This is a genomic window from Leisingera sp. ABD4_442 (assembly GCF_056160905.1).
The window spans coordinates 268,232-287,693 of sequence record NZ_JBSWYB010000002.1; the positions used below are offsets into that span (position 1 = coordinate 268,232).

Annotated in this window: 20 protein-coding genes and 1 tRNA gene; 10 read left to right on the forward strand and 11 right to left on the reverse strand. The window is 64.2% G+C overall.

Annotated elements, in window-relative coordinates:
- Positions 1-59: 59 nt before the first annotated feature.
- The 8 genes from ACXAHG_RS03275 to ACXAHG_RS03310 form a co-directional block, all read right to left on the reverse strand.
- Positions 60-136, reverse strand: a tRNA-Pro gene (locus ACXAHG_RS03275).
- 174 nt (positions 137-310) lie between these two features.
- Entirely contained in the window at positions 311-1,414 is a 1,104-nt protein-coding gene (leuB, locus tag ACXAHG_RS03280; RefSeq protein ID WP_475040964.1) for a 3-isopropylmalate dehydrogenase, read from the reverse strand.
- Positions 1,415-1,539: 125 nt separating this feature from the next.
- Complete coding sequence (locus tag ACXAHG_RS03285; protein WP_475055845.1) at positions 1,540-2,583, reverse strand: endonuclease/exonuclease/phosphatase family protein; 1,044 nt, start codon at positions 2,581-2,583, stop codon at positions 1,540-1,542.
- Positions 2,580-3,416 (reverse strand): hypothetical protein, encoded by an 837-nt coding sequence (locus tag ACXAHG_RS03290; protein ID WP_475055846.1) that lies wholly within the window; start codon positions 3,414-3,416, stop codon positions 2,580-2,582. The genes ACXAHG_RS03285 and ACXAHG_RS03290 overlap by 4 nt, the downstream gene beginning before the upstream one ends.
- A gap of 370 nt (positions 3,417-3,786) precedes the next feature.
- Positions 3,787-4,392: a 3-isopropylmalate dehydratase small subunit gene (gene leuD, locus ACXAHG_RS03295; RefSeq protein WP_475055847.1), complete on the reverse strand. Its 606-nt coding sequence runs from the start codon at positions 4,390-4,392 to the stop codon at positions 3,787-3,789.
- On the reverse strand, positions 4,392-5,219 hold the full coding sequence (locus tag ACXAHG_RS03300) for a glycosyltransferase family 32 protein (protein ID WP_475055849.1): 828 nt from the start codon (positions 5,217-5,219) through the stop codon (positions 4,392-4,394). Before ACXAHG_RS03300 ends, leuD begins: the two co-directional genes overlap by 1 nt.
- 16 nt (positions 5,220-5,235) lie before the next feature.
- A complete protein-coding gene (gene leuC, locus ACXAHG_RS03305) occupies positions 5,236-6,639 on the reverse strand; it encodes a 3-isopropylmalate dehydratase large subunit (protein ID WP_475055850.1) in 1,404 nt (467 codons plus the stop codon).
- A gap of 53 nt (positions 6,640-6,692) precedes the next feature.
- Positions 6,693-6,791: an isopropylmalate isomerase gene (locus ACXAHG_RS03310; protein ID WP_475055852.1), complete on the reverse strand. Its 99-nt coding sequence runs from the start codon at positions 6,789-6,791 to the stop codon at positions 6,693-6,695.
- A 223-nt stretch (positions 6,792-7,014) separates the two neighbouring features.
- Here ACXAHG_RS03310 and ACXAHG_RS03315 point away from each other — a divergent pair, with 223 nt between their 5' ends.
- The 3 genes from ACXAHG_RS03315 to rlmH all read left to right on the forward strand — a co-directional run bounded on the left by ACXAHG_RS03315 (position 7,015) and on the right by rlmH (position 9,749).
- Positions 7,015-8,346 (forward strand): mechanosensitive ion channel family protein, encoded by a 1,332-nt coding sequence (locus ACXAHG_RS03315; protein WP_475040975.1) that lies wholly within the window; start codon positions 7,015-7,017, stop codon positions 8,344-8,346.
- Positions 8,347-8,823: 477 nt separating this feature from the next.
- Positions 8,824-9,186, forward strand: a complete 363-nt coding sequence (gene rsfS, locus ACXAHG_RS03320; RefSeq protein ID WP_475055854.1) for a ribosome silencing factor — start codon at positions 8,824-8,826, stop codon at positions 9,184-9,186.
- A gap of 92 nt (positions 9,187-9,278) precedes the next feature.
- Entirely contained in the window at positions 9,279-9,749 is a 471-nt protein-coding gene (gene rlmH / locus ACXAHG_RS03325; protein WP_475055856.1) for a 23S rRNA (pseudouridine(1915)-N(3))-methyltransferase RlmH, read from the forward strand.
- A gap of 52 nt (positions 9,750-9,801) precedes the next feature.
- Here the strand turns inward: rlmH and ACXAHG_RS03330 are convergent, their stop codons facing one another.
- Together ACXAHG_RS03330 and ACXAHG_RS03335 are read right to left on the reverse strand one after the other, a co-directional pair.
- The gene (locus ACXAHG_RS03330) at positions 9,802-10,158 is read right to left on the reverse strand and encodes a hypothetical protein (RefSeq protein ID WP_475055858.1); all 357 of its coding nucleotides are present in this window, start codon (positions 10,156-10,158) and stop codon (positions 9,802-9,804) included.
- Between the two features lie 35 nt (positions 10,159-10,193).
- On the reverse strand, positions 10,194-10,916 hold the full coding sequence (locus tag ACXAHG_RS03335) for a DUF599 domain-containing protein (RefSeq protein WP_475055860.1): 723 nt from the start codon (positions 10,914-10,916) through the stop codon (positions 10,194-10,196).
- 80 nt (positions 10,917-10,996) lie between these two features.
- On the opposite strand from ACXAHG_RS03335, the gene ACXAHG_RS03340 reads away from it, so the two are divergent.
- The 7 genes from ACXAHG_RS03340 (at position 10,997) to ACXAHG_RS03370 (ending at position 17,854) form a co-directional block, all read left to right on the forward strand.
- The gene (locus ACXAHG_RS03340; protein ID WP_475055861.1) at positions 10,997-12,445 is read left to right on the forward strand and encodes an FAD-linked oxidase C-terminal domain-containing protein; all 1,449 of its coding nucleotides are present in this window, start codon (positions 10,997-10,999) and stop codon (positions 12,443-12,445) included.
- 53 nt (positions 12,446-12,498) lie between these two features.
- Positions 12,499-13,596 (forward strand): FAD-binding protein, encoded by a 1,098-nt coding sequence (locus ACXAHG_RS03345; RefSeq protein WP_475055862.1) that lies wholly within the window; start codon positions 12,499-12,501, stop codon positions 13,594-13,596.
- Between the two features lie 3 nt (positions 13,597-13,599).
- On the forward strand, positions 13,600-14,922 hold the full coding sequence (gene glcF, locus ACXAHG_RS03350) for a glycolate oxidase subunit GlcF (protein ID WP_475055864.1): 1,323 nt from the start codon (positions 13,600-13,602) through the stop codon (positions 14,920-14,922).
- Between the two features lie 186 nt (positions 14,923-15,108).
- Positions 15,109-15,840 carry a trypsin-like serine peptidase gene (locus tag ACXAHG_RS03355; protein ID WP_475045219.1) on the forward strand — a complete coding sequence of 244 codons (732 nt, stop codon included), beginning with the start codon at positions 15,109-15,111 and terminating at the stop codon, positions 15,838-15,840.
- Positions 15,837-16,652 (forward strand): trypsin-like serine peptidase, encoded by an 816-nt coding sequence (locus tag ACXAHG_RS03360; protein ID WP_475055865.1) that lies wholly within the window; start codon positions 15,837-15,839, stop codon positions 16,650-16,652. Before ACXAHG_RS03355 ends, ACXAHG_RS03360 begins: the two co-directional genes overlap by 4 nt.
- A gap of 133 nt (positions 16,653-16,785) precedes the next feature.
- The gene (locus tag ACXAHG_RS03365; RefSeq protein WP_475040988.1) at positions 16,786-17,250 is read left to right on the forward strand and encodes an Hsp20 family protein; all 465 of its coding nucleotides are present in this window, start codon (positions 16,786-16,788) and stop codon (positions 17,248-17,250) included.
- Positions 17,251-17,455: 205 nt separating this feature from the next.
- Positions 17,456-17,854, forward strand: a complete 399-nt coding sequence (locus ACXAHG_RS03370) for a globin domain-containing protein (protein WP_475040990.1) — start codon at positions 17,456-17,458, stop codon at positions 17,852-17,854.
- Between the two features lie 27 nt (positions 17,855-17,881).
- Here the strand turns inward: ACXAHG_RS03370 and ACXAHG_RS03375 are convergent, their stop codons facing one another.
- Positions 17,882-19,354: an NAD-dependent succinate-semialdehyde dehydrogenase gene (locus tag ACXAHG_RS03375; protein WP_475055867.1), complete on the reverse strand. Its 1,473-nt coding sequence runs from the start codon at positions 19,352-19,354 to the stop codon at positions 17,882-17,884.
- Positions 19,355-19,462: the final 108 nt, after the last annotated feature.

The window sequence follows — 19,462 nt, forward strand, 5'->3', positions numbered from 1 at the left end:
CCACTGGTTCTCTGATCATCGTAAAAACAAAAAAGGCGCCCTAGGGCGCCTTGTTTTATTGGTCGGAGTGAGAGGATTCGAACCTCCGACCCCTGCCTCCCGAAGACAGTGCTCTACCAGGCTGAGCTACACTCCGACCGTGGAGGGCGAAATAGCTCAGGGCGCGGGGTTTGACAAGGGCGATTCCACAGAAAGATGCGGTTTTCGGGGATTCTTTTCAGCACCGCCGACCAAGACGCCGCAGACACGCAAAAGCCCCGCGCCGGCGGCCGGGCGGGGCTTGGGATTTTACTGATTAGCGGCTTAAAAATCAGAGGCTTGCGTCCAATGCGGCAATCACTGCATCGCCCATCTGACTGGTGGAAACCGGCTCCACGCCTTCGCTCGCCAGCAGGTCCGCGGTGCGCACACCGTCGGCCAGCACCTTCTCGACCGCGGCTTCCAGGCGGTCAGCCTCGGCGCCCTGGTCGAAGCTGTAGCGCAGCGCCATGGCAAAGCTCAGGATGCAGGCGATCGGGTTGGCCTTGCCCTGGCCCGCGATGTCGGGGGCGGAGCCATGCACGGGCTCATAGAGCGCCTTGGGGCGGCCGTTTTCCATCGGTGCGCCGAGGGAGGCGGAGGGCAGCATGCCCAAACTGCCGGTCAGCATTGCGGCGCAGTCGGACAGGATGTCGCCGAACAGGTTGTCGGTCAGAATCACGTCGAACTGCTTGGGCGCGCGCACCAGCTGCATCGCGCCGTTGTCCGCATACATGTGGGACAGCTCGACCTCGGGGTAATCGGCGGCAACGCGGGTGACGACTTCGCGCCACAGGATGCCCGATTCCATCACGTTGGCCTTCTCCATCGAGCAGACCTTCTTGTTCCGGCGCATGGCCAGCTCAAACGCGGAACGTGCGGCACGCTCGATCTCGCTCTCAGTATAACGCTGGGTGTTGATGCCGACGCGCTCATTGCCTTCCTCGAAAATGCCGCGCGGCTCGCCGAAGTAGACGCCGGAGGTCAGCTCGCGCACGATCATGATATCCAGACCGGCAACGATGTCCTTTTTCAGCGAGGAGAAATCCGCCAGCGCGTCAAAGCACTGCGCCGGGCGCAGGTTCGAATAAAGGTCCATCTCCTTGCGCAGGCGCAAGAGGCCGCGCTCGGGCTTCACCGAGAAGTCCAGGTCGTCATAGGCCGGGCCGCCGACGGCGCCGAGCAGCACCGCGTCCACGTCCTGCGCCTTGGCCATGGTCTCATCCGCCAGCGGCTTGCCATGCTTGTCATAGGCAGCGCCGCCGACCAGATCCTCGCTCACATCGAACTGCAGGCCGCGCTTACCGCCGAACCAGGTGATGATCTTGCGCACCTCGGTCATGACTTCGGGACCGATCCCGTCGCCGGGCAGAATCAGAATCGATGGGTTGGGCATGGGGATCCTCCTAAAAACAGCTGGCAAGGGCGTAGCGGGACAGCGGGGCAGGGTCAATAACACCCCTTGGAAATAAAGGGGAATGCGGGGGATTTACCTGCGCAATGAAGGTGCCGCCGGCCGGGTCACTCCAGCAATAAATCGACCCAGACCAGGCGGTGCCGGCTGGCGGTTGCCGCGGGGGTTTCCTGGCCGCCCGGCCAGACCACGCCGCTGCCAGTCACGGTCAGCCCGGCGGAAGGCAGCACATAGTCCACCCGCATACGGCCCGCGCTTTGCCATTCCACCGTGGCGGTGCCTGCTTCGGGGCTCTGCGGCAAAGGATCCTGCAGGCGGGGATCCGCTAGCAGGCTGCGGATCGCTTCTCTGCGCCCTTCGCCGCGTTCCGGGTCGAGATTGGCGTCGCCCGCAATGACAAATGGTGGTTCAGGTGCCGCGCCAATTGCGCCATTCAGCAACAGCTGCCACAGGCGGATTTCGTCGTGATTGCGCCTGCCGTTGCGGTCCTCCGGCCCGTCGAACAGCGGCGGCGCAGAGTGGAAGGTCAGGATATTCAGGCGGCTTTTGTCCGGCAGTTCCAGCGGCACCAGCCAATGGGCCGTTGCAGACAGACGCTGCACCGCCTGCGCCTCGGGGGAAGGGAAGGGGCTGCCGTCCGGGTGCTGCGGCAGCCGCGCGCCGGGCAGGTCCCGCCACAACAGCCCCGAGAAATCGCGGATACCGTCCCGGTCCACCGGCAGCCGGGACAGCAGTGCAATGCCGCCCTGGCCGCGGAACCGCCCGTATCCCTGATTGTCGCGCGGCTCACCAGCCTTGCCGTTGCCATCCAGGTCCAGCGGCTCTGGCGGCGGCAGGCCGGAGTTCGGCTGCAGCGCGACAAGGTAAGGGTAGTCCAGCCCCTGATCCGCCAGCCGTGAGGCCAGCGCCGCCAGCGTCCGGCCCTCGAAATCCCAGTCGATGCCTTGCAGCGCCAGCACATCCGGCTGTGCGGCGGCGATCACCTCCACCACTGCAGCAACCTGCGGATCAGTTCCGCGGGTGATATCGCGCAGCAGCAGGCCTGGCCCGTCACGCGACAGTTCTGTGTTGAAAGTGGCGATGCGCAGGGGCTGCGCCTGCGCCGCTGCGGCGGCGAGGGCCAGAAGGAGACCGGCGGCCAGCCGCCTCATGCGGTTTGCATCGCCTCGTCGGCGTCAATGCAGGCGGCGCGGCGCTTTTGCGCGATCAGACCGGCAATGCGCAGCATGGCCATGCCGCGCATGATCATCGAGGCCGGCACCAGCGCCCAGGCGCTGATCACCCAGATCAGCATATGCGGGGCGGCCAGCATGCTGGGGTCCACCAGGCCCGAGGCCAGCTTGACCGCAGCGGGAAGAATGAAGGGCAGCAACACGCCGCCAACGATGTTGACCCGCCCGTCGCGCTGCAGCCGCTGCACCACATCGCCGCCGGTGGTGGGATCGAACAGCGGCAGGTTGACCCAAACGTTGAAGGCGCCGTTGCCTACCGGCCAATGGCCGACCCGGATCACCAGCGCAAAGACGGCAATCGCGGTTCCGGCAATCGCGCAGGCCAGCCCGGCGGCATCGCGCACCAACAGCACCACCGCCTCCGGCACTTGCGGCGGCATCATCAGCACTGTCAGCTGCACCGGCGAATAGGCAAAGTCGAGCTGGCCGCCCAGCCAGCTGCCCAGCCGCTGCACCAGGGCTGTCAGCCCGGTTGGTGCCAGCGGATGCGCGGCCAGCAGGCTCAGCGCGCCAACGGTGGCGGCAGCCGCGGCAAACCGCATCCGGTTGATCGGCGGCGCGTTGCGGAACTCCACGAAGCTCGGGAAATGCGAGTAATACTCGGTAAAGGCCAAGGCCGAGCCCAAAAGTGCGATGAACAGGATGATTTCCGGCGCCTCGGTGGCGGATGCCGGCAGAATCAGCGTCGGCATCGCAAACAGCATGGCCACCAGTATGCCGCGGAACACCGCGCCTGTGATGCGTGCAAACACGTCCTTAATCCCTTCAAACCAGCGCGGGCGTTTTGCCTCTTTGTCCGGATTTGAAGCCCCCCGGGAAAGTGGTCCGGGGCGCTCTGCCTCATTTTTGCCCCATTGTGGCAGGCAGGCGGCTTTCCGCTCAAGAGGCGCCGCCCGGTGCGCGGCCACTTTCTTCGCCGCACTGGTGCCGGATTGCATCAGGGTTTTGGTTGAATTTGAGGGCGTTGACCGTGAGGCCACTAGATGATGTGTGCCTGCGCGCGAGGCGCACAAGGCTGGCGCCGGCAGCGAATTGCGGCGGAAATGCGGCGCGAATCTGGCAGGCAAAAGAAAACCGCCCGGGGCAGGGCGGTTTTCACGTGTTTCAGCCAAGGCCGCGGGATCAGACCCAGGGGCGCTCCTGCGCGGCCTTGTCCTCGAACGACTTGATCGAGTCGGCCTTTTCCATGGTCAGGCCGATGTCATCGAGACCGTTCAGCAGGCAGTGCTTCTTAAATGCATCCACTTCGAACGGGATCACTTCGCCGTCGGAAGTGGTAATCTCCTGCGCTTCCAGGTCCACGGTCATGCGGGCGTTTTCGCCCTTCTCCGCGTCGGCCATCAGAATGTCGACCTGCTCCTGCGGCAACACGATCGGCAGGATGCCGTTTTTGAAGCTGTTGTTGAAGAAAATGTCGGCGAAAGAGGTCGAAATGATGCACTTGATGCCGAAATCGGCAATCGCCCACGGTGCGTGCTCGCGCGAGGAGCCGCAGCCGAAATTGTCGCCCGCCACCAGGATCTCGGCGTTGCGGTACTGCGGCTTGTTCAAGACGAAATCCCCGATCTCGGTGCCGTCGCGATTATAGCGCATCTCGTCGAACAGGTTCTTGCCAAAGCCGGTGCGCTGGATGGACTTCAGGAACACCTTGGGGATGATCATGTCGGTGTCGATGTTCACCAGCGGCATCGGGGCTGCGATACCCTGCAGTTTCTCGAACTTTTCCATTACTCGTTTCCTTGTTTCTGGTGCTTCAAACCGCTGAGATCAAAGCCGATCTCCTGCGCATGGCGTGCGATGAAGCTGTGTTTTTCGGGCCGGTGCGCCTTGTGGTATCGGCGCACCATGGATGCATAGAGATGAACGGCCAGCGTGTTTTCGGTCAGCCAGCCGTCTTCCTGGCAGCTGCCGCTGAACAGCACGTCGGTCAGAACACCGCGGATCGGATAGAAGACTTCCGGCTCGCGCACGTGCTCGACCTCTCCGGTCAGGTTCAGCGTATAGTCAAGCGCACGGGGGCCAAGCGACGGGCGCTGCAGCTCGAAGGCTGTCAGCAGGCGCTTGCCGGGCGGCGCGGCTTCCACTTCCTTGCGGATCTTGCGGCCCAGCCAGGGCGGCACGAACCCGGGGTCCTCGAACCAGTCCAGCAGATGGTTCAGCGTTGCGGAGCCTTTCGGCAGCCGCAGCACCGCGCCATTGATCGACCGTGTCGGCTCATAGCCCACATGATAGTCCGCGTCCGGCAACGGCCGGCAGCAGATCATATCGGTGTCGATCCAGATCATGTCCGTCTTCTTCAGCAGGTAAAGACGGAACAGATCCGACAGCATCGAGGCCGGTGCCTCCCCGTGCCCTGCCAAGGCAGGATCCCAGATTTCCGCCGCCGGGCAGGTGCGCACACCTGCCGGAATCGGCGGCGCCGCAGGCCCGGTGTGGAACAGCACAACCTCGTGGCCGCGCTGCACGAAACTGGCCAAAGACAGTTCGTGCAGCCAGTTCAGGCTGTCACCGATCCACAGGCTTGCGACCGCGGGAAGGGAAGGGCTGGACGGCATCGTTGGCCCCTCAGGTTCAGATCAGCTCACGCACATCCGTCAGCTTGCCGGTCAAGGCAGCGGCGGCGGCCATTGCAGGCGACACCAGATGGGTGCGGCCCTTGTAGCCCTGGCGGCCTTCGAAGTTCCGGTTCGAGGTTGCGGCGCAACGCTCTTCCGGGGCCAGCTGGTCAGGGTTCATCGCCAGACACATGGAGCAGCCCGCAAGGCGCCACTCGAAACCGGCGGCTTCAAAGATCTCGGCCAGGCCTTCTTCCTCAGCCTGCGCCCGCACCAGGCCAGAGCCCGGAACGATCATGGCGCGCATGCCTTCCTTGATCTTCTTGCCCTTCACCACGTCTGCCACGGCGCGCAGGTCTTCGATGCGGCCGTTGGTGCAGGAGCCGATGAACACGGTATCGATCTCGATGTCGGTGAGCTTCTGGCCGGGGGTCAGACCCATGTACTCGATCGAGCGGCGGGCTGCTTCGACCTTGCCGCCGGAGAAGTCTTCGGGGTTCGGCACCACGCCGGTGATCGGCAGCACGTCCTCAGGGCTGGTGCCCCAGGTCACGACCGGCTCGATGTCTTCGCCCTTCAGGGTGACGACCTTGTCGAAATGCGCTCCCTCGTCGGTAAACAGGGTTTTCCACCAGTTCAGCGCGGCTTCCCACTGGGCGCCTTTCGGGGCGTGCGGGCGGCCTTTGACGTATTCAAAGGTGGTCTCGTCCGGTGCGATCAGGCCCGCGCGGGCGCCGCCTTCGATCGCCATGTTGCAGACAGTCATCCGGCCTTCCATCGACAGATCGCGGATCGCTTCGCCGCAGTATTCGATGACATAACCGGTACCGCCGGCGGTGCCGGTCTCGCCGATCACTGCCAGGGTGATGTCCTTGGCGGTGACGCCCGGCTTCAGCTTGCCGGTGATCTCCACCTTCATGTTCTTGGACTTCTTCTGGATCAGCGTCTGGGTGGCCAGCACGTGCTCCACTTCGGAGGTGCCGATGCCATGCGCCAGCGCGCCGAAGGCGCCGTGGGTGGCGGTGTGGCTGTCGCCGCAAACCACGGTCATGCCGGGTAGGGTCCAGCCCTGTTCCGGGCCGACGATGTGCACGATGCCCTGGCGGACGTCATCCACCGGGTAGTAATGCACGCCGAATTCCTTGGCGTTCTTGTCGAGCGCCTCCACCTGGATGCGGCTTTCCTCGTTCTCGATGCCTTTGGCGCGGTCGAGCGTGGTCGGCACATTGTGGTCCGGCACCGCGATGGTCTTTTCGGGCGCGTGCACCTTGCGGCCGGCCATGCGCAGGCCTTCGAACGCCTGCGGGCTGGTCACTTCGTGGACCAGGTGGCGGTCGATATAGAGCAGGCTGGTGCCGTCCTCTGCTTCATGCGCAACATGCGCATCCCAGATCTTGTCATAGAGTGTCTTGGGGGACATGGGTCCTCTCCCGTGATGTATTGGGTATGCTGGCTTTGGGCTGGGCAGGCACCTTATAGGCGCGCCAGGACCGTGCGGGCGGCGCCAAAGAACCGTTCGCGCAGCCGCGCGTGGTCTTGCAGTTCGATCTTGTGCGCCAATACGAGGGTCATGGCTGTCAGATACATCCCGGCGGGCCGTCAATCAAGATTCGTTCTGGGGCCGGAAAAGAAAGCGCCCCGCTCTCAGCCTGGGCGGCACAGGGCGTGCACCCCCTGTACACCTCCTGTGCACCGGCCGGTACTGCTTCCAGCCAATCGGAAAGCCCGGCAGGAAGGCTCTTGCCTTGATCCAGAAGCCGCCGGGCGGCACACTGCCGGAAAAAAGGGGCGCGCGATGGAGCCGGAAGAGCAGACACCACCCAGGGACGCGATCGCAGAAAGCACCGCCGAGGCGCTGGAGCTTGGCCAGCGCCTGTGGGAACTGGCGGCGCAGGGGGCAGAGCTGCTGCTGCGGCCCTGGAACGCTTACCAGGTGGGGATAGCGCTGGCGGTCTTTGTGTTGGCCAGCCTGATCGCGCGGCCGCTGGCGCGCGGTTTTCATGACTGGCTGCGCAGCCGCAGCGGCTGGCCGCGCTGGCGGATGCGGATGGCGCTGGTACTGCACAAACGGATCCGCGGGATCCTGTTCGTGGTGCTGATCTGGCTGGTGGTTCTGATCATGCAGGAAGCCACCTGGCCCAGCCGGTCCCGCTTGCTGGCGGTGATTGCCAATCTGTCTCTGGCCTGGCTGATTGTGGCGCTGGCCACCCGGCTGGTCGGCAATCCGCTGCTGCGCAACCTTGTGAAATACGGCGCCTGGACCTGGATCACGCTGCGGATCCTGGGCATCACCGAGGACGCGGTCCATCTTATGGACGGTGTCGCCATCGATTTCGGCGATCTCAGGATATCGTTGTATCTGGTGGTGCAGGCGGTGGTGATCCTGGGGGTGATGCTGACGCTGGCGCGGGTGATTTCCCAGGTGGCGTCCAACCGGATCCGGGCCAATCCTGACATCTCGCCGTCGATGCAGGTGCTGGGGGCCAAGCTGGCGCAGATCCTGCTGTTCGGCGGTGCCTTCTTTATCGGGCTGAAGGCTATCGGCATTGACCTGACCGGCCTGGCGGTGCTGTCCGGGGCCATCGGCGTGGGCCTTGGTTTCGGCCTGCAAAAAGTGGTGTCGAACCTGGTGTCGGGGCTGATCATCCTTTTGGACAAGTCGATCAAGCCGGGCGATGTGATCAGCCTTGGCGACACCTTCGGCTGGATCAACGCGCTGGGTGCGCGCTATGTCTCTGTTGTGACCCGCGACGGGCGGGAATACCTGATCCCGAACGAGGACCTGATCACCACCCAGGTGGTGAACTGGTCGCATTCCGACAAATATGTGCGCCTGGATCTGCGTTTCGGCACCGGCTACAGCGACGATCCCCACAAGGTCCGCAAGATCGCCATCGAGGCCGCCTGCGGTGTTACGCGGGTGCTGCAGTACGGCAGCAAAAAGCCGGTCTGCCACATCACCGGCTTTGGCGACAGCAGCGTCGATTATGTTCTGCGCTTCTGGATCGACGATCCCACCGGCGGCCTCACCAATATTCGCGGCAATGTCTATCTGGCGCTGTGGGATGCGTTCCAGGCTGAAGGCATCTCTATCCCGTTCCCGCAGCGCGAGGTGCGGATGCTGTAGGGCCTGCTGACGTTCCCCCTGCTGCACTGGCGCGAGGCGAATTTTGTGTCCGGTCAGCGAAATTACCCGCGGTGGTCTGGTTGACCAGAAGGGGAAATTCGCGCCGCCGGGGGCAAAATTCACCGCGTCCCGAAGGGATTTCGCCAAAATCCGCCATCCCTGCGTTAATTCCGCTTGAAAGGGGGCCACCCTGTCTGCGCGAAATTGCCTTGTGCTGGCGGATTTTGGCTGAAACCAGTGCAGCAGGGGGAATGTCAGCAGGACCTGACCCGCTGCCGGTGAGGGTTGCACCCGGCGGCAATGACGGATAAAGCACAGGGCTTGCATCGCCGGGGCGGGTTTCATTGAAAGTTTACCCTCTGGTTGCTACATTATTAACAGGCCCGGCGCCGGGGCTTGGCGGCGCGTTGTAAGGAGGACTATGTCCTGTCACCCGTACCTCAAGCGGCAGATGCCGCTGTTAATGGGGCAGCCGTGATGGCTTCCCAGTCCCAGCCCACCAGCGAACAGCTGCTGGAGCGGATTCTCTCCTCACTCAGCGATGACAAAGCGGAAGATGTTGTGCAGATCGACCTGCGCGGCAAGACCGAGATCGGCGACTATATGGTGATCGCCTCCGGCCGTTCGACCCGTCAGGTCGCTGCGATGGCGGAAAAGCTGATGGACCGCCTGAAACAGGATTACGGCATCATCTGCAAGACCGAAGGCAAAGGCGCCGGCGATTGGGTGCTGATCGACTCTGGCGATGTGATCGTTCACCTGTTCCGCCCCGAAGTGCGCGAGTTCTACCAGCTCGAGAAGATGTGGATGCCTGCAGGCTCCGCCGCTGCCGAGGGCTGATCCCGGGACTGATTTGATGCGGGCCCGCGCCTGGGTGCGGGCCGGATTGCTTCAGGCCTGAATACAACAGGCCGGATCGCTTCAGGAATTTCATGCGTCTGCATATCTGTGCGGCCGGGCGTCTGCGCTCTGGCCCGGAAAAATCCCTCATCGACGATTATCTCACCCGGTTCGACCGGACCGGCCGCGCGCTGGGCCTGGGGCCTGCGCGGGTGGTGGAGATCGAGGACAAGAAGAACGCAGGCATGGCGGCAGAGGCCGCGCTGTTGCGCAAGGCGCTGCCCAAGGGGGCGGTGATCTGCACCCTGGATGAGCGCGGTAAACTTCTGTCTTCACCGGATTTTGCGGACAAGCTGGCCGGCTGGCGCGACAGCGGCCGCCAGGATCTGGCGCTGATCATCGGCGGCGCAGACGGGATTGATCCCGGTTTGCGGGCTGAGGCCGACTTCTCAATCTCCTTTGGCAAGATGGTCTGGCCGCATTTGCTGGTGCGGGTGATGCTGGCGGAGCAGATCTACCGCGCTGCAACCATTCTGGCGGGCAGCCCGTATCACCGGGTGTGAATGCGCCTTGCGGCGCATGCCTGCGGCGCGAGTATTTTTGGAAAGATGAAAGTCAGGGCAGGGTGAGGACGTAGGTTTCCTTGCCCCAGCCGTCGACCAGGCAGCGGGCCTGGATTTGCACTTGGGTTGTGCCATCCGGGATCTGCACGCCGCTGAGGGACCGGGTGAAGGGTTGTTCGTGCTCATGCGGATGCGCCAGCACGCGCAGGCCGAGTTCGTTGCCGTCCATGTCCAGCACCCGCCAGCCGTCGGCGTAATGCTCCCATCCGGTATCAGGGTGGGACAGGGTGACGCTGAAGGACCAGCTGCCGCCGGAGTGGCGGGCGGTGGCGTTTTCGATCACCGGTTCATCCGCAAATGCGGGCAGGGCAGCGGCGCTGAGCGCGCAGGTCACAAGCAGGTGTTTCATGCCCGCACCTTAGCTGCGGCGACGCTGCAGTGCAGTCACGAAACCGTGTCCCCTTTGCTATCGGGCGGGATGCGCAGCAGTATCCGACGGGAATGGGAGGCGAATTCGCGCCGGTAGAGGACGGCTATGGTGATCAGCGCCGCCGCCCCCAAGGGCAGGGCGCCCGCCAGCCAGGCGACAGCGGCCAGCGCGAAATAGGTCGACCGCATGCCGCGGTTGAAACTGCGTGCGGCGGTGATGCTGATTTCGGCCGACTGCGCGGCGCGGGGATAGGCGAGATCATGGGCGGGATCATTCGGGACCGCTGCCATCAGCACGGCGCAATAGCCGAACAGCCGGTGCGACCAGACAAATTTCAGAAACGCATTGGACAGCAGCAGCAGCACCACCAGGATCTTCACCTCCCAGACAAAGGCCGGGGCGCTGTCCTGAATCAGGTCTTCGGCGACGCCCGCCAGCTGCTCTGTATTGCCGATCAGCGCCAGCCCGCCGCCAATGGCAATCATTGCGGCAGAGGCAAAGAAGGCGGTGGCCTGGCGCAGGTTGCCCACCAGTTGGGCGTCAAAGATCCGCGGGTCGCGCTCCACCATCCGCTTCATCCAGTCGCGCCGGAAATCCTCCATCAGTAAAGTGACTGAAGGCCGCCCCGCAGGCGGGTTCTCGATCCGCCAGCCGATCCACAGCCAGCCTGCGATCAGCAGGGTGAGCGCGGCGAGGTCAAAGACAGAGAATTGGGCAAGGCGGCTGGTCCAGATCATGGGCTGACCCTAGCGCGGCGATCTGGCACTTGCCAGATCGGAAGAATTGGTAATATCATTTTACCAAATAGGAGAACCCGATGCAGATGCCATCCCCGAACCCCGCCATTCTGGCGCGCAAAGCGGCGCTTGCGGCGCGGCTGCGGGCCGTGCTGCCGCCGGATGCGGTGATCCAGGATGCGGCGGAAACCCGGGCCTATGAATGCGATGCGCTGACGGCCTACAAGTGCCCGCCGCTGCTGGCGGTGCTGCCGCGCACGACGCAGGAGGTCTCGGACATTCTGCGGATCTGCCACCAGGAAGGCGTGCCGGTGGTACCGCGCGGGGCTGGGACCTCGCTGGCGGGCGGGGCGCTGCCGACCGCGGATTGCGTGATCCTGGGGGTGGCGCGGATGAACGGGGTGCTGGAAACCGATTTTGAGAACCGCATCATCCGGGTGCAGACCGGGCGCACCAACCTGAGCGTCTCCGGCGCGGTGGAGGAGGAAGAGTTCTTCTACGCGCCCGACCCTTCCTCGCAGCTGGCCTGTGCGATTGCCGGCAATATCGCAATGAACTCTGGCGGGGCGCATTGCCTGAAATACGGCGTCACCACCAACAACCTCATGGGCGTCACCATGGTGATGATGGACGGCACCGTGGTGGAGATCGGCGGCGCGCATCTGGACGCCGGGGGCTTGGACCTCTTGGGCGTCATTTGCGGCAGCGAAGGGCAGCTGGGTGTGGTGACGGAGGCCACCCTGCGGATCCTGCGCAAGCCCGAGGGCGCGCGGCCGGTTCTGATCGGCTTTGACAGCAATGAGGTGGCCGGCGCCTGCGTCAGCGACATCATCAAGGCGGGCGTGCTGCCGGTGGCGATTGAGTTCATGGACCGCCCCTGCATCGAGGCCTGCGAGGCCTTTGCCAAGGCGGGCTATCCGATGTGCGAGGCGCTGCTGATCGTTGAAGTCGAGGGCAGCGCAGCAGAGATTGCGCATCAGCTGGGGCTGATCACAGAGATTGCCCGGTCGCACAGCCCTGTGGAGCTGCGCGAGGCGGGGGATGCCGATGAGGCCGCCCGGATCTGGCTGGGCCGCAAATCGGCCTTTGGCGCCATGGGGCAGATCAACGATTACATGTGCCTGGACGGCACTATTCCGGTGTCCTCGCTGCCCTATGTGCTGCGCCGCATCGGTGAGATGAGCAAGGAGTTCGGGCTGGATGTGGCCAATGTGTTCCACGCGGGCGACGGCAATATGCACCCGCTGATTCTGTTTGATGCCAACAAGCCCGGCGACCTGGAAACCTGCGAAGCCTTTGGGGCCGAAATCCTGAAGCTTTGTGTCGAGGCGGGCGGCTGTTTGACCGGCGAGCACGGGGTGGGGGTCGAGAAGCGCGATCTGATGCTGCATCAGTACAGCGAAGCGGATCTGGAGGCGCAACTGAAGGTCAAGGATGTGTTTGACCCCAAGTGGCTCTTGAACCCGGCCAAGGTGTTCCCGCTGCCGGTAACCGAAGGCCGCCGTGCGGTGGCACTGGCTGCCGAGTGATCCTTGGGGGCTAGCCCCCAAACCCCCAGAGTATTTTTGGCAAGATGAAAATGATGACACCAGGGAGCGAGGCCGAAGTGGCCGAAATCATTGCAGGCGCAAGCGGGCCGCTGTGCCTTCAGGGCGGCGGCAGCCGCGGCCTGGCAGTGGAGGGCGCGGTCTTGAGCACGGCTGGGCTGTCCGGTGTGGAGCTGTATGAACCGGGCGCTTTGACGCTGGTGGTCAGGGCAGGCACGCCGGTGGCAGAGGTGGAGGCGCTTCTGGCTGCGGAAAACCAGCGGCTGGCGTTTGAGCCGATGGACCACCGCGGGCTGCTGGGCACCGAGGGAGAGCCGACCATTGGCGGCGTGATTGCAGCGAATGTGTCCGGACCCCGGCGTATTCAGGCGGGGGCGGCACGCGACCACCTGCTGGGGGTGCGGTTCGTGGATGGCAGCGGCCAAGCAGTGAAAAACGGCGGCCGGGTGATGAAGAACGTGACCGGCTATGACCTGGTCAAGCTGATGTGCGGCGCCCATGGCACCCTGGGGGTGCTGACGGAAGTGTCGCTGAAGGTTCTGCCGCAGGCCGAGGCTGCGGCGGCGGTTGCCGTGGAGGGGGTGGATCTGGCCCAGGCGGTGGCGGCAATGTCGGCGGCCCTGGGCTCACCCTATGACGTGACCGGTGCGGCCTATGACCCGGACGGGCAGACCGCCCTTGTCCGGGTGGAGGGTTTTGCGGAGTCAGTGGCTTACCGGAGCGAACAACTGGCATCGGAGCTTGGCCGCTTTGGAGCTGCGGGGATTGTGCCGGATTGCGATGCGCTCTGGCAGGGCATCGGGGATGTCTCCGCCTTCCATGGGACACAGGGGGATGTCTGGCGGATTTCGGTGAAACCTTCCGATGCGGTGGTGCTGGCGCCGCGGTTGCAGGCGGAGGCGCTGCAGGTCGATTGGGGCGGCGGGCTGATCTGGGCACGGGTCGCCGAAGGCACGGATTTGCGGGGGCGGATCAATGTGCCGGGCCATGCCACCCTGGTGCGCGCCAGCACAGAGACCCGCGCCCGGCTGGGCGTGTTCCAGCCGCAGCCTGGCCCCCTGGCGGCAATCTCCGCAGGGCTGCGGCAGAAGTTCGATCCGAAGGGCATCCTCAATCCGGGGCTGATGGGGTAACACATGCAGACCACTTTCTCTGATGAACAGCTGCAGGACCCCGGCACCAGGCGTGCCAATGAAATCCTGCGCTCCTGCGTGCATTGCGGGTTTTGCACCGCCACTTGCCCGACTTATCAGGTGCTGGGGGATGAGCTGGATTCACCGCGCGGCCGGATCTATCTGATCAAGGACATGCTGGAGAACAGCCGTGTACCGGACGAAAAGACCGTCAAGCACATCGACCGCTGCCTGTCGTGCTTGGCCTGCATGACAACTTGTCCGTCGGGTGTGCACTACATGCATCTGGTGGACCATGCCCGTGCCTATATCGAGAAGCACTATGACCGGCCCTGGAGCGACCGTGCCCTGCGCTGGCTGCTGGCACGGATCCTGCCCTATCCCACAAGGTTCCGGCTGGCGCTGATGGGGGCTAAACTGGCGAGGCCCCTCAAAGGGCTGATGCCTGACGCGCGGCTCAGGGCAATGCTGGACATGGCGCCCAAGACCATTCCGCCGGTCAGCCGCAATGATGATCCGCAAAGCTTTGCCGCTGCAGTGCCGCGCCAGAAGCGCGTCGCACTGATGACCGGCTGCGCCCAGAAAGCGCTGAACACGGATATCAACGACGCCACCATCCGGCTGCTGACCCGGCTGGGCTGCGAGGTGGTTGTGGCCAGGGGGGCAGGCTGCTGCGGCGCGCTGACCCACCATATGGGGCGCGAGGAGGAGAGCCACGCCGCCGCCGCCAGGAATATCCGTGCCTGGGCGGCAGAGATCGACGGGCAGGGGCTGGATGCGATTGTCATCAATACCTCCGGCTGCGGTACCACGGTCAAGGACTACGGGTATATGTTCCGCAATGACGCGCTGGCGGCGGAGGCCGCGCGGGTGTCAGGGATCGCCATGGATATCTCCGAACTGCTGATGCAGCTGGAGCTGCCGGAGGGCGCGGACAAGGGGCTGACCGTGGCCTATCACGCGGCCTGCTCGCTGCAGCATGGTCAGCAGATCAAGACACATCCCAAGACGCTGCTGAAACGGGCTGGCTTCAGGGTGGTGGAACCTGCCGACAGCCATCTGTGCTGCGGCTCGGCCGGCACCTACAACCTGATGCAGCCGGAAATCTCGGCCCAGCTGAAGGCGCGTAAGGTGAAGACGCTGGAGGCCAAACAGCCAGACCTGATCGCCGCGGGCAACATCGGCTGCATGATGCAGATCGGCTCCGGCACGCAGGTGCCGATCGTGCATACGGTCGAGCTGCTGGACTGGGCCTCCGGCGGCCCGCAGCCGCCTGCGCTGGCGGCGCCGGGCAAGCGGGTGCCGGAGGTGCCGGTCCTGCGCTGAGCGGTTTTTGCACAGCGGAAAGAATCGGGCTGCATAAACCGCGCATTTGCCGTAATTTTGCCTGAACAGACCAATAATCTCCCACCTGGTGGATAAGAGGAGAGACATGTGAGGCAGTGGATTCTGGCGGTTCTGGCGGTGCTGGTGCCAGCTGCATCACTGGCGCAGGACAGCCGTTTGCAGCGGATGGACACGCTGGATGCAGGCCGCAAATGGGAAGCAGTCGGGCGGCTCGATGTGAATGGCGAAGGGTTCTGCACCGGCGCGCTGATTGCGCCGGATCTGGTGCTGACCGCCGCGCATTGCCTTTATGACAGCCGCACCAAGGCGCCGATCGACCCCGCCACCATCGAATTCCTGGCGGGCTGGCGCAACGGGCGCGCCTCGGCCTACCGCTCTGTGCGCCGGGCGGTGCAGCATCCTTCCTATGTCTATAACGGCGAGCTGTCGACCGACCGGGTGCGCAATGACATTGCCCTGCTGCAGCTGCAGCGCCCGATCCGCAACACCACCGTAACGCCTTTTGAGACCGACGAGCGCCCGCGCAAGGGCGCCAGGATCGGCGTCGTCTCCTATGCCCACGACCGCTCCGAGGCGCCCTCCCTGCAGGAGGTCTGCGCGGTGATGGCGCGCCAGCAAGGGGTGCTGGTGATGTCCTGCGATGTGGATTTCGGCTCTTCCGGGGCGCCGGTGTTTTCCTTTGAGGACGGCACGCCGCGGATTGTTTCGGTGATCTCCGCCAAGGCTGAGGTCAGCGGCGAGCGGGTGTCGCTGGGGTCTGCCCTGGCCGATGAGCTGACCCTGTTGCAGGCGCAGCTGACCGGGGTGAACACGGGCGGGCAGCTGCCGCCCGGTGTGGGCCGCGTCAGGGTCGGGGAGGGGCGCAGCTCCTCTGGTGCGAAGTTTATCAGGCAATGATCTGGCGGGCGCTGATCCTGGGTGTTGCCACCCTGTCGTACGCTGCTTGCGCAACGGCCCAGAGCACCGGCCTGCGGCGGCTGACCGATCGCGATGACCTGTTCGGATGGGAGGCCGTCGGACGCCTGGAGCTGAACGGGCAGGGCTTCTGCACCGGCACGCTGATTGCGCCGGAACTGGTGCTGACGGCGGCGCATTGCGTCTATGACCGCAACGGAAATCAGCGCCCGGCAGAGCAGATCCGGTTCCGGGCCGGATTGCGGGACGGGGTGGCGATTGCCGAGCGGCAGGCACTGCAGGTTGCAGCGCATCCCGGTTATGATCCGCGCAATCGCCTGACCTTGGAGAATATCCGCCATGACGTGGCGCTGATCCGCCTGTCGGAGCCGGTCCTGAGCGGAGAGGCGGATGCCTTTGCGCTGCATTCGGGGCGGGGCTATGGCAGCGGAATCTCGGTCACCTCCTACGGGCAGGGCCGGGCGGAGGCATTGTCGCGCCAGCGCCAGTGCAACCTGATGGCCGAAAGCGGCGATGTGATGATGATCGACTGCAATGTGACTTTCGGCTCCTCCGGGGCGCCGGTGTTTTCCCAGGTCGGCGGGCGCGGGCGCATTCTGGCGCTGGTTTCGGGTGGCGGCAATTACCGCGGCAAACAGGTGGCCTTTGGCATGAAACTGCCGCAGCGGGTGGCCGAGCTGAAGGCACAGCTGCGCCGCAATCCGGTGGCGCCGCCGGACCGGCGGATCAAGCGGATCCGGGTTGGCGGCGGCGGTTCGGCGGGCGGTGCGAAATTTGTCGGCGTTGGCGACTGAGGCACCTCTTGAAGCCATTTTTTCCGTTCCTATCTCAGGACTATCCGGGCAGCCGCTGATTGGGGCCCGGAGCAAAACCAGCCTGTCCTTGCGGGGAAGGCATCCTGAAATCGCTCATGAATGAGGATTGAAAATGCGTACTTTTGACTTTGCACCGCTGCACCGTGCCACCATCGGCTTTGACCAGATCGCCAGCCTGATGGACCGCGCCCTGAGCGCCGACGCGGCACAGTCCAGCTACCCGCCCTACAACATCGAGAAGACCGACGCCGACAGCTACCGCATCTCAATTGCTGTTGCCGGCTTTTCTGACGAAGACCTGAATGTCGAAGTGAAGGAAAACGCGCTGGTCGTGTCCGCGAAGAAGGCAGAGGATAGCGACGGCCGCACCTTCCTGCACCGCGGCATCGCCACCCGCGCATTCGAACGCCGTTTCACCCTGGCCGACCATGTCCATGTGACCGGTGCCAGCCATGAGAACGGCATGCTGCATATCGATCTGCACCGCGAGGTGCCGGAGGCGCTGAAACCGCGCCGGATCGAAATCTCCTCCTCCCGCCCGAACCGCCCGGAGATCGAGGCCAAATCGGTCAACTGATCCCACGGACCCCGGTTCGAGTGTCCCGCCCCCTGGCTTAGCCGGGGGGCTTTTTGTATTGGCGGGCTGTCCCCGCGGGGGCATCCTGAGGTTGCAAAGGGCAACCGGTTGTTAGGATTTTGGCGGCACACTGGGCTGGTTACTGATTTTGTGCCGGCGTTTGACCGCCCGCTGGTGCTTTCAAAGCGCGGTCGGGGCAGGTTGCATGGAACGCCAGCAGATTCAGCATGTGCAGCAAAGCTTTGCCGGCATCTTTGCCCGCAAGGCCGATCTGGCGGAGCGGTTCTATGTGCATCTGTTTACCCGCCTGCCGGAAGCACGGGCGATGTTCCGCGGCAACTTCGTGAAGCAGAAAGCGATGCTGACAGCCATGATTGCCTCCTGTGTGCGCAATCTGGATGATCCGCGCACGCTGGAGGAGCTAGGCGCCCAACTGGTTGAGATGCATGCCCACCTGGGGGTTGGCTCCCGCGAGACGGAAGCGGCAAAGCGGGCGCTGATCGCCGCTTTGCGCGATGTTCTGGGGGCAGACCTGGACCCGGAGACAGAGCTTGCCTGGGCCAGCGCCATCAGCCGGGTGGCGGGGACCATGGCCCGTCACTGACCCGGCTGCCGTGATCCGCAGGCCGGATCAGACCGACATGCAGATGTATTTCATCTCCAGGTAATCTTCGATGCCGTGATGGCTGCCTTCGCGGCCGAGGCCGGACTGCTTGACGCCGCCGAACGGGGCCACCTCGGTGGAGATGATGCCGGTGTTGACGCCGACAATCCCGTATTCCAGCGCCTCGGCGACCTTGTACACGCGGCTGAGGTCCTTGGCGTAGAAGTAGGAGGCAAGGCCGAAGATGGTGTCGTTGGCCATGGCGATGACCTCGTCCTCGTCCTCGAACTTGAACAGCGGGGCGAGGGGGCCGAAGGTCTCGTCGGTGGCAAAGGCCATGTCCTGGGTGGCGCCCTTGACGATGGTCGGCTGGAAGAAGCTGCCGCCCAGTTCCGAGGGGTTGCCGCCGAGGATCACTTCGCCGCCCTTGGCGGTCGCATCGGCGATGTGCTCCTGCACCTTTTCGACCGCTTCCATGTTGATCAGCGGGCCGAAGTGGATGCCGTCCTTGAGGCCGTCGCCGACGTTCATCGCCTCGACCGCCGCCTTCAGCTTCTCTGCAAAGGCATCGTAAACGCCGGCCTGCACATAGATCCGGTTGGCGCAGACGCAGGTCTGGCCGTTGTTGCGGAACTTGCACATGATGGCGCCTTCGACGGCGGCGTCGAGGTCGGCGTCGTCAAAGACAATGAAAGGCGCGTTGCCGCCCAGTTCCATCGAGCATTTCATCACGGTGTCGGCGGCCTGGCGCATCAGGATGCGCCCCACCTCGGTGGAGCCGGTGAAGGTCAGCTTGCGCACTGCGTCGTTCTCGCAGAATTCCTTGCCAATTTCAGAGGCGCGCGACGACGGCACCACGTTGAAGACGCCGGCCGGGATGCCGGCGCGCTCTGCCAGCACCGCCAGCACGGTGGCCGACAGCGGGGTCTCGGCGGCGGGGCGGGCGACAAAGGCGCAGCCGGCGGCCAGCGCCGGGCCTGCCTTGCGGGTGATCATCGCGTTGGGGAAGTTCCAGGGCGTGATCGAGGCGGCAACGCCGATCGGCTGCTTCAGCACGGTGATACGCTTGTCGCGCTGATGGCCGGGGATGGTTTCGCCGTAGATGCGCTTGGCCTCTTCCGCGAAGAATTCGATGAAGGAGGCGCCATAGGCGATCTCGCCGCGGGATTCCGCCAGCGGCTTGCCCATTTCGGCGGTCAGGATCACGGCGAGGTCTTCCTGGTTTGCCATCATCAGGTCGAACCACTTGCGCAGCACGGCGGCGCGTTCCTTGCCGGTCCATTTGGCCCAGTCCTTTTGCGCCGCTTCGGCCTGGGCGATGGCGCCGGCCACCTGGGCGCGGCTGATATCGGCCATCCGGGCGATCACATCGCCGCGGGCCGGGTTGGTCACGTCAAAGGTGCTTTCGCCGTCAACAAATTGGCCGCCGATATAGCCGCGGGTCTCCAGCAGGCTGGGGTCTTTGAGAAGGGATTTGAGATCTGTGGTTGCGTCGAGCATTGCGGGCCTCCCGGGAATTCGTTTGGGACATGCAAATCAGTTGCGCCTAAGTATGTCCAGAAACTTTGATGAGTCCAGATGGTATACCATATTACGGTTATTCATTGA

Bases quoted from the DNA above. Each gene is read 5' to 3' on its own strand.
- leuB (WP_475040964.1), bottom strand. From the start codon at position 1,414: ATGCCCAACCCATCGATTCTGATTCTGCCCGGCGACGGGATCGGTCCC.
- ACXAHG_RS03285 (WP_475055845.1), bottom strand. From the start codon at position 2,583: ATGAGGCGGCTGGCCGCCGGTCTCCTTCTGGCCCTCGCCGCCGCAGCG.
- leuD (WP_475055847.1), bottom strand. From the start codon at position 4,392: ATGGAAAAGTTCGAGAAACTGCAGGGTATCGCAGCCCCGATGCCGCTG.
- ACXAHG_RS03300 (WP_475055849.1), bottom strand. From the start codon at position 5,219: ATGCCGTCCAGCCCTTCCCTTCCCGCGGTCGCAAGCCTGTGGATCGGT.
- leuC (WP_475055850.1), bottom strand. From the start codon at position 6,639: ATGTCCCCCAAGACACTCTATGACAAGATCTGGGATGCGCATGTTGCG.
- ACXAHG_RS03310 (WP_475055852.1), bottom strand. From the start codon at position 6,791: ATGACCCTCGTATTGGCGCACAAGATCGAACTGCAAGACCACGCGCGG.
- ACXAHG_RS03315 (WP_475040975.1), top strand. From the start codon at position 7,015: ATGGAGCCGGAAGAGCAGACACCACCCAGGGACGCGATCGCAGAAAGC.
- rsfS (WP_475055854.1), top strand. From the start codon at position 8,824: ATGGCTTCCCAGTCCCAGCCCACCAGCGAACAGCTGCTGGAGCGGATT.
- rlmH (WP_475055856.1), top strand. From the start codon at position 9,279: ATGCGTCTGCATATCTGTGCGGCCGGGCGTCTGCGCTCTGGCCCGGAA.
- ACXAHG_RS03330 (WP_475055858.1), bottom strand. From the start codon at position 10,158: ATGAAACACCTGCTTGTGACCTGCGCGCTCAGCGCCGCTGCCCTGCCC.
- ACXAHG_RS03335 (WP_475055860.1), bottom strand. From the start codon at position 10,916: ATGATCTGGACCAGCCGCCTTGCCCAATTCTCTGTCTTTGACCTCGCC.
- ACXAHG_RS03340 (WP_475055861.1), top strand. From the start codon at position 10,997: ATGCAGATGCCATCCCCGAACCCCGCCATTCTGGCGCGCAAAGCGGCG.
- ACXAHG_RS03345 (WP_475055862.1), top strand. From the start codon at position 12,499: ATGACACCAGGGAGCGAGGCCGAAGTGGCCGAAATCATTGCAGGCGCA.
- glcF (WP_475055864.1), top strand. From the start codon at position 13,600: ATGCAGACCACTTTCTCTGATGAACAGCTGCAGGACCCCGGCACCAGG.
- ACXAHG_RS03355 (WP_475045219.1), top strand. From the start codon at position 15,109: ATGGACACGCTGGATGCAGGCCGCAAATGGGAAGCAGTCGGGCGGCTC.
- ACXAHG_RS03360 (WP_475055865.1), top strand. From the start codon at position 15,837: ATGATCTGGCGGGCGCTGATCCTGGGTGTTGCCACCCTGTCGTACGCT.
- ACXAHG_RS03365 (WP_475040988.1), top strand. From the start codon at position 16,786: ATGCGTACTTTTGACTTTGCACCGCTGCACCGTGCCACCATCGGCTTT.
- ACXAHG_RS03370 (WP_475040990.1), top strand. From the start codon at position 17,456: ATGGAACGCCAGCAGATTCAGCATGTGCAGCAAAGCTTTGCCGGCATC.
- ACXAHG_RS03375 (WP_475055867.1), bottom strand. From the start codon at position 19,354: ATGCTCGACGCAACCACAGATCTCAAATCCCTTCTCAAAGACCCCAGC.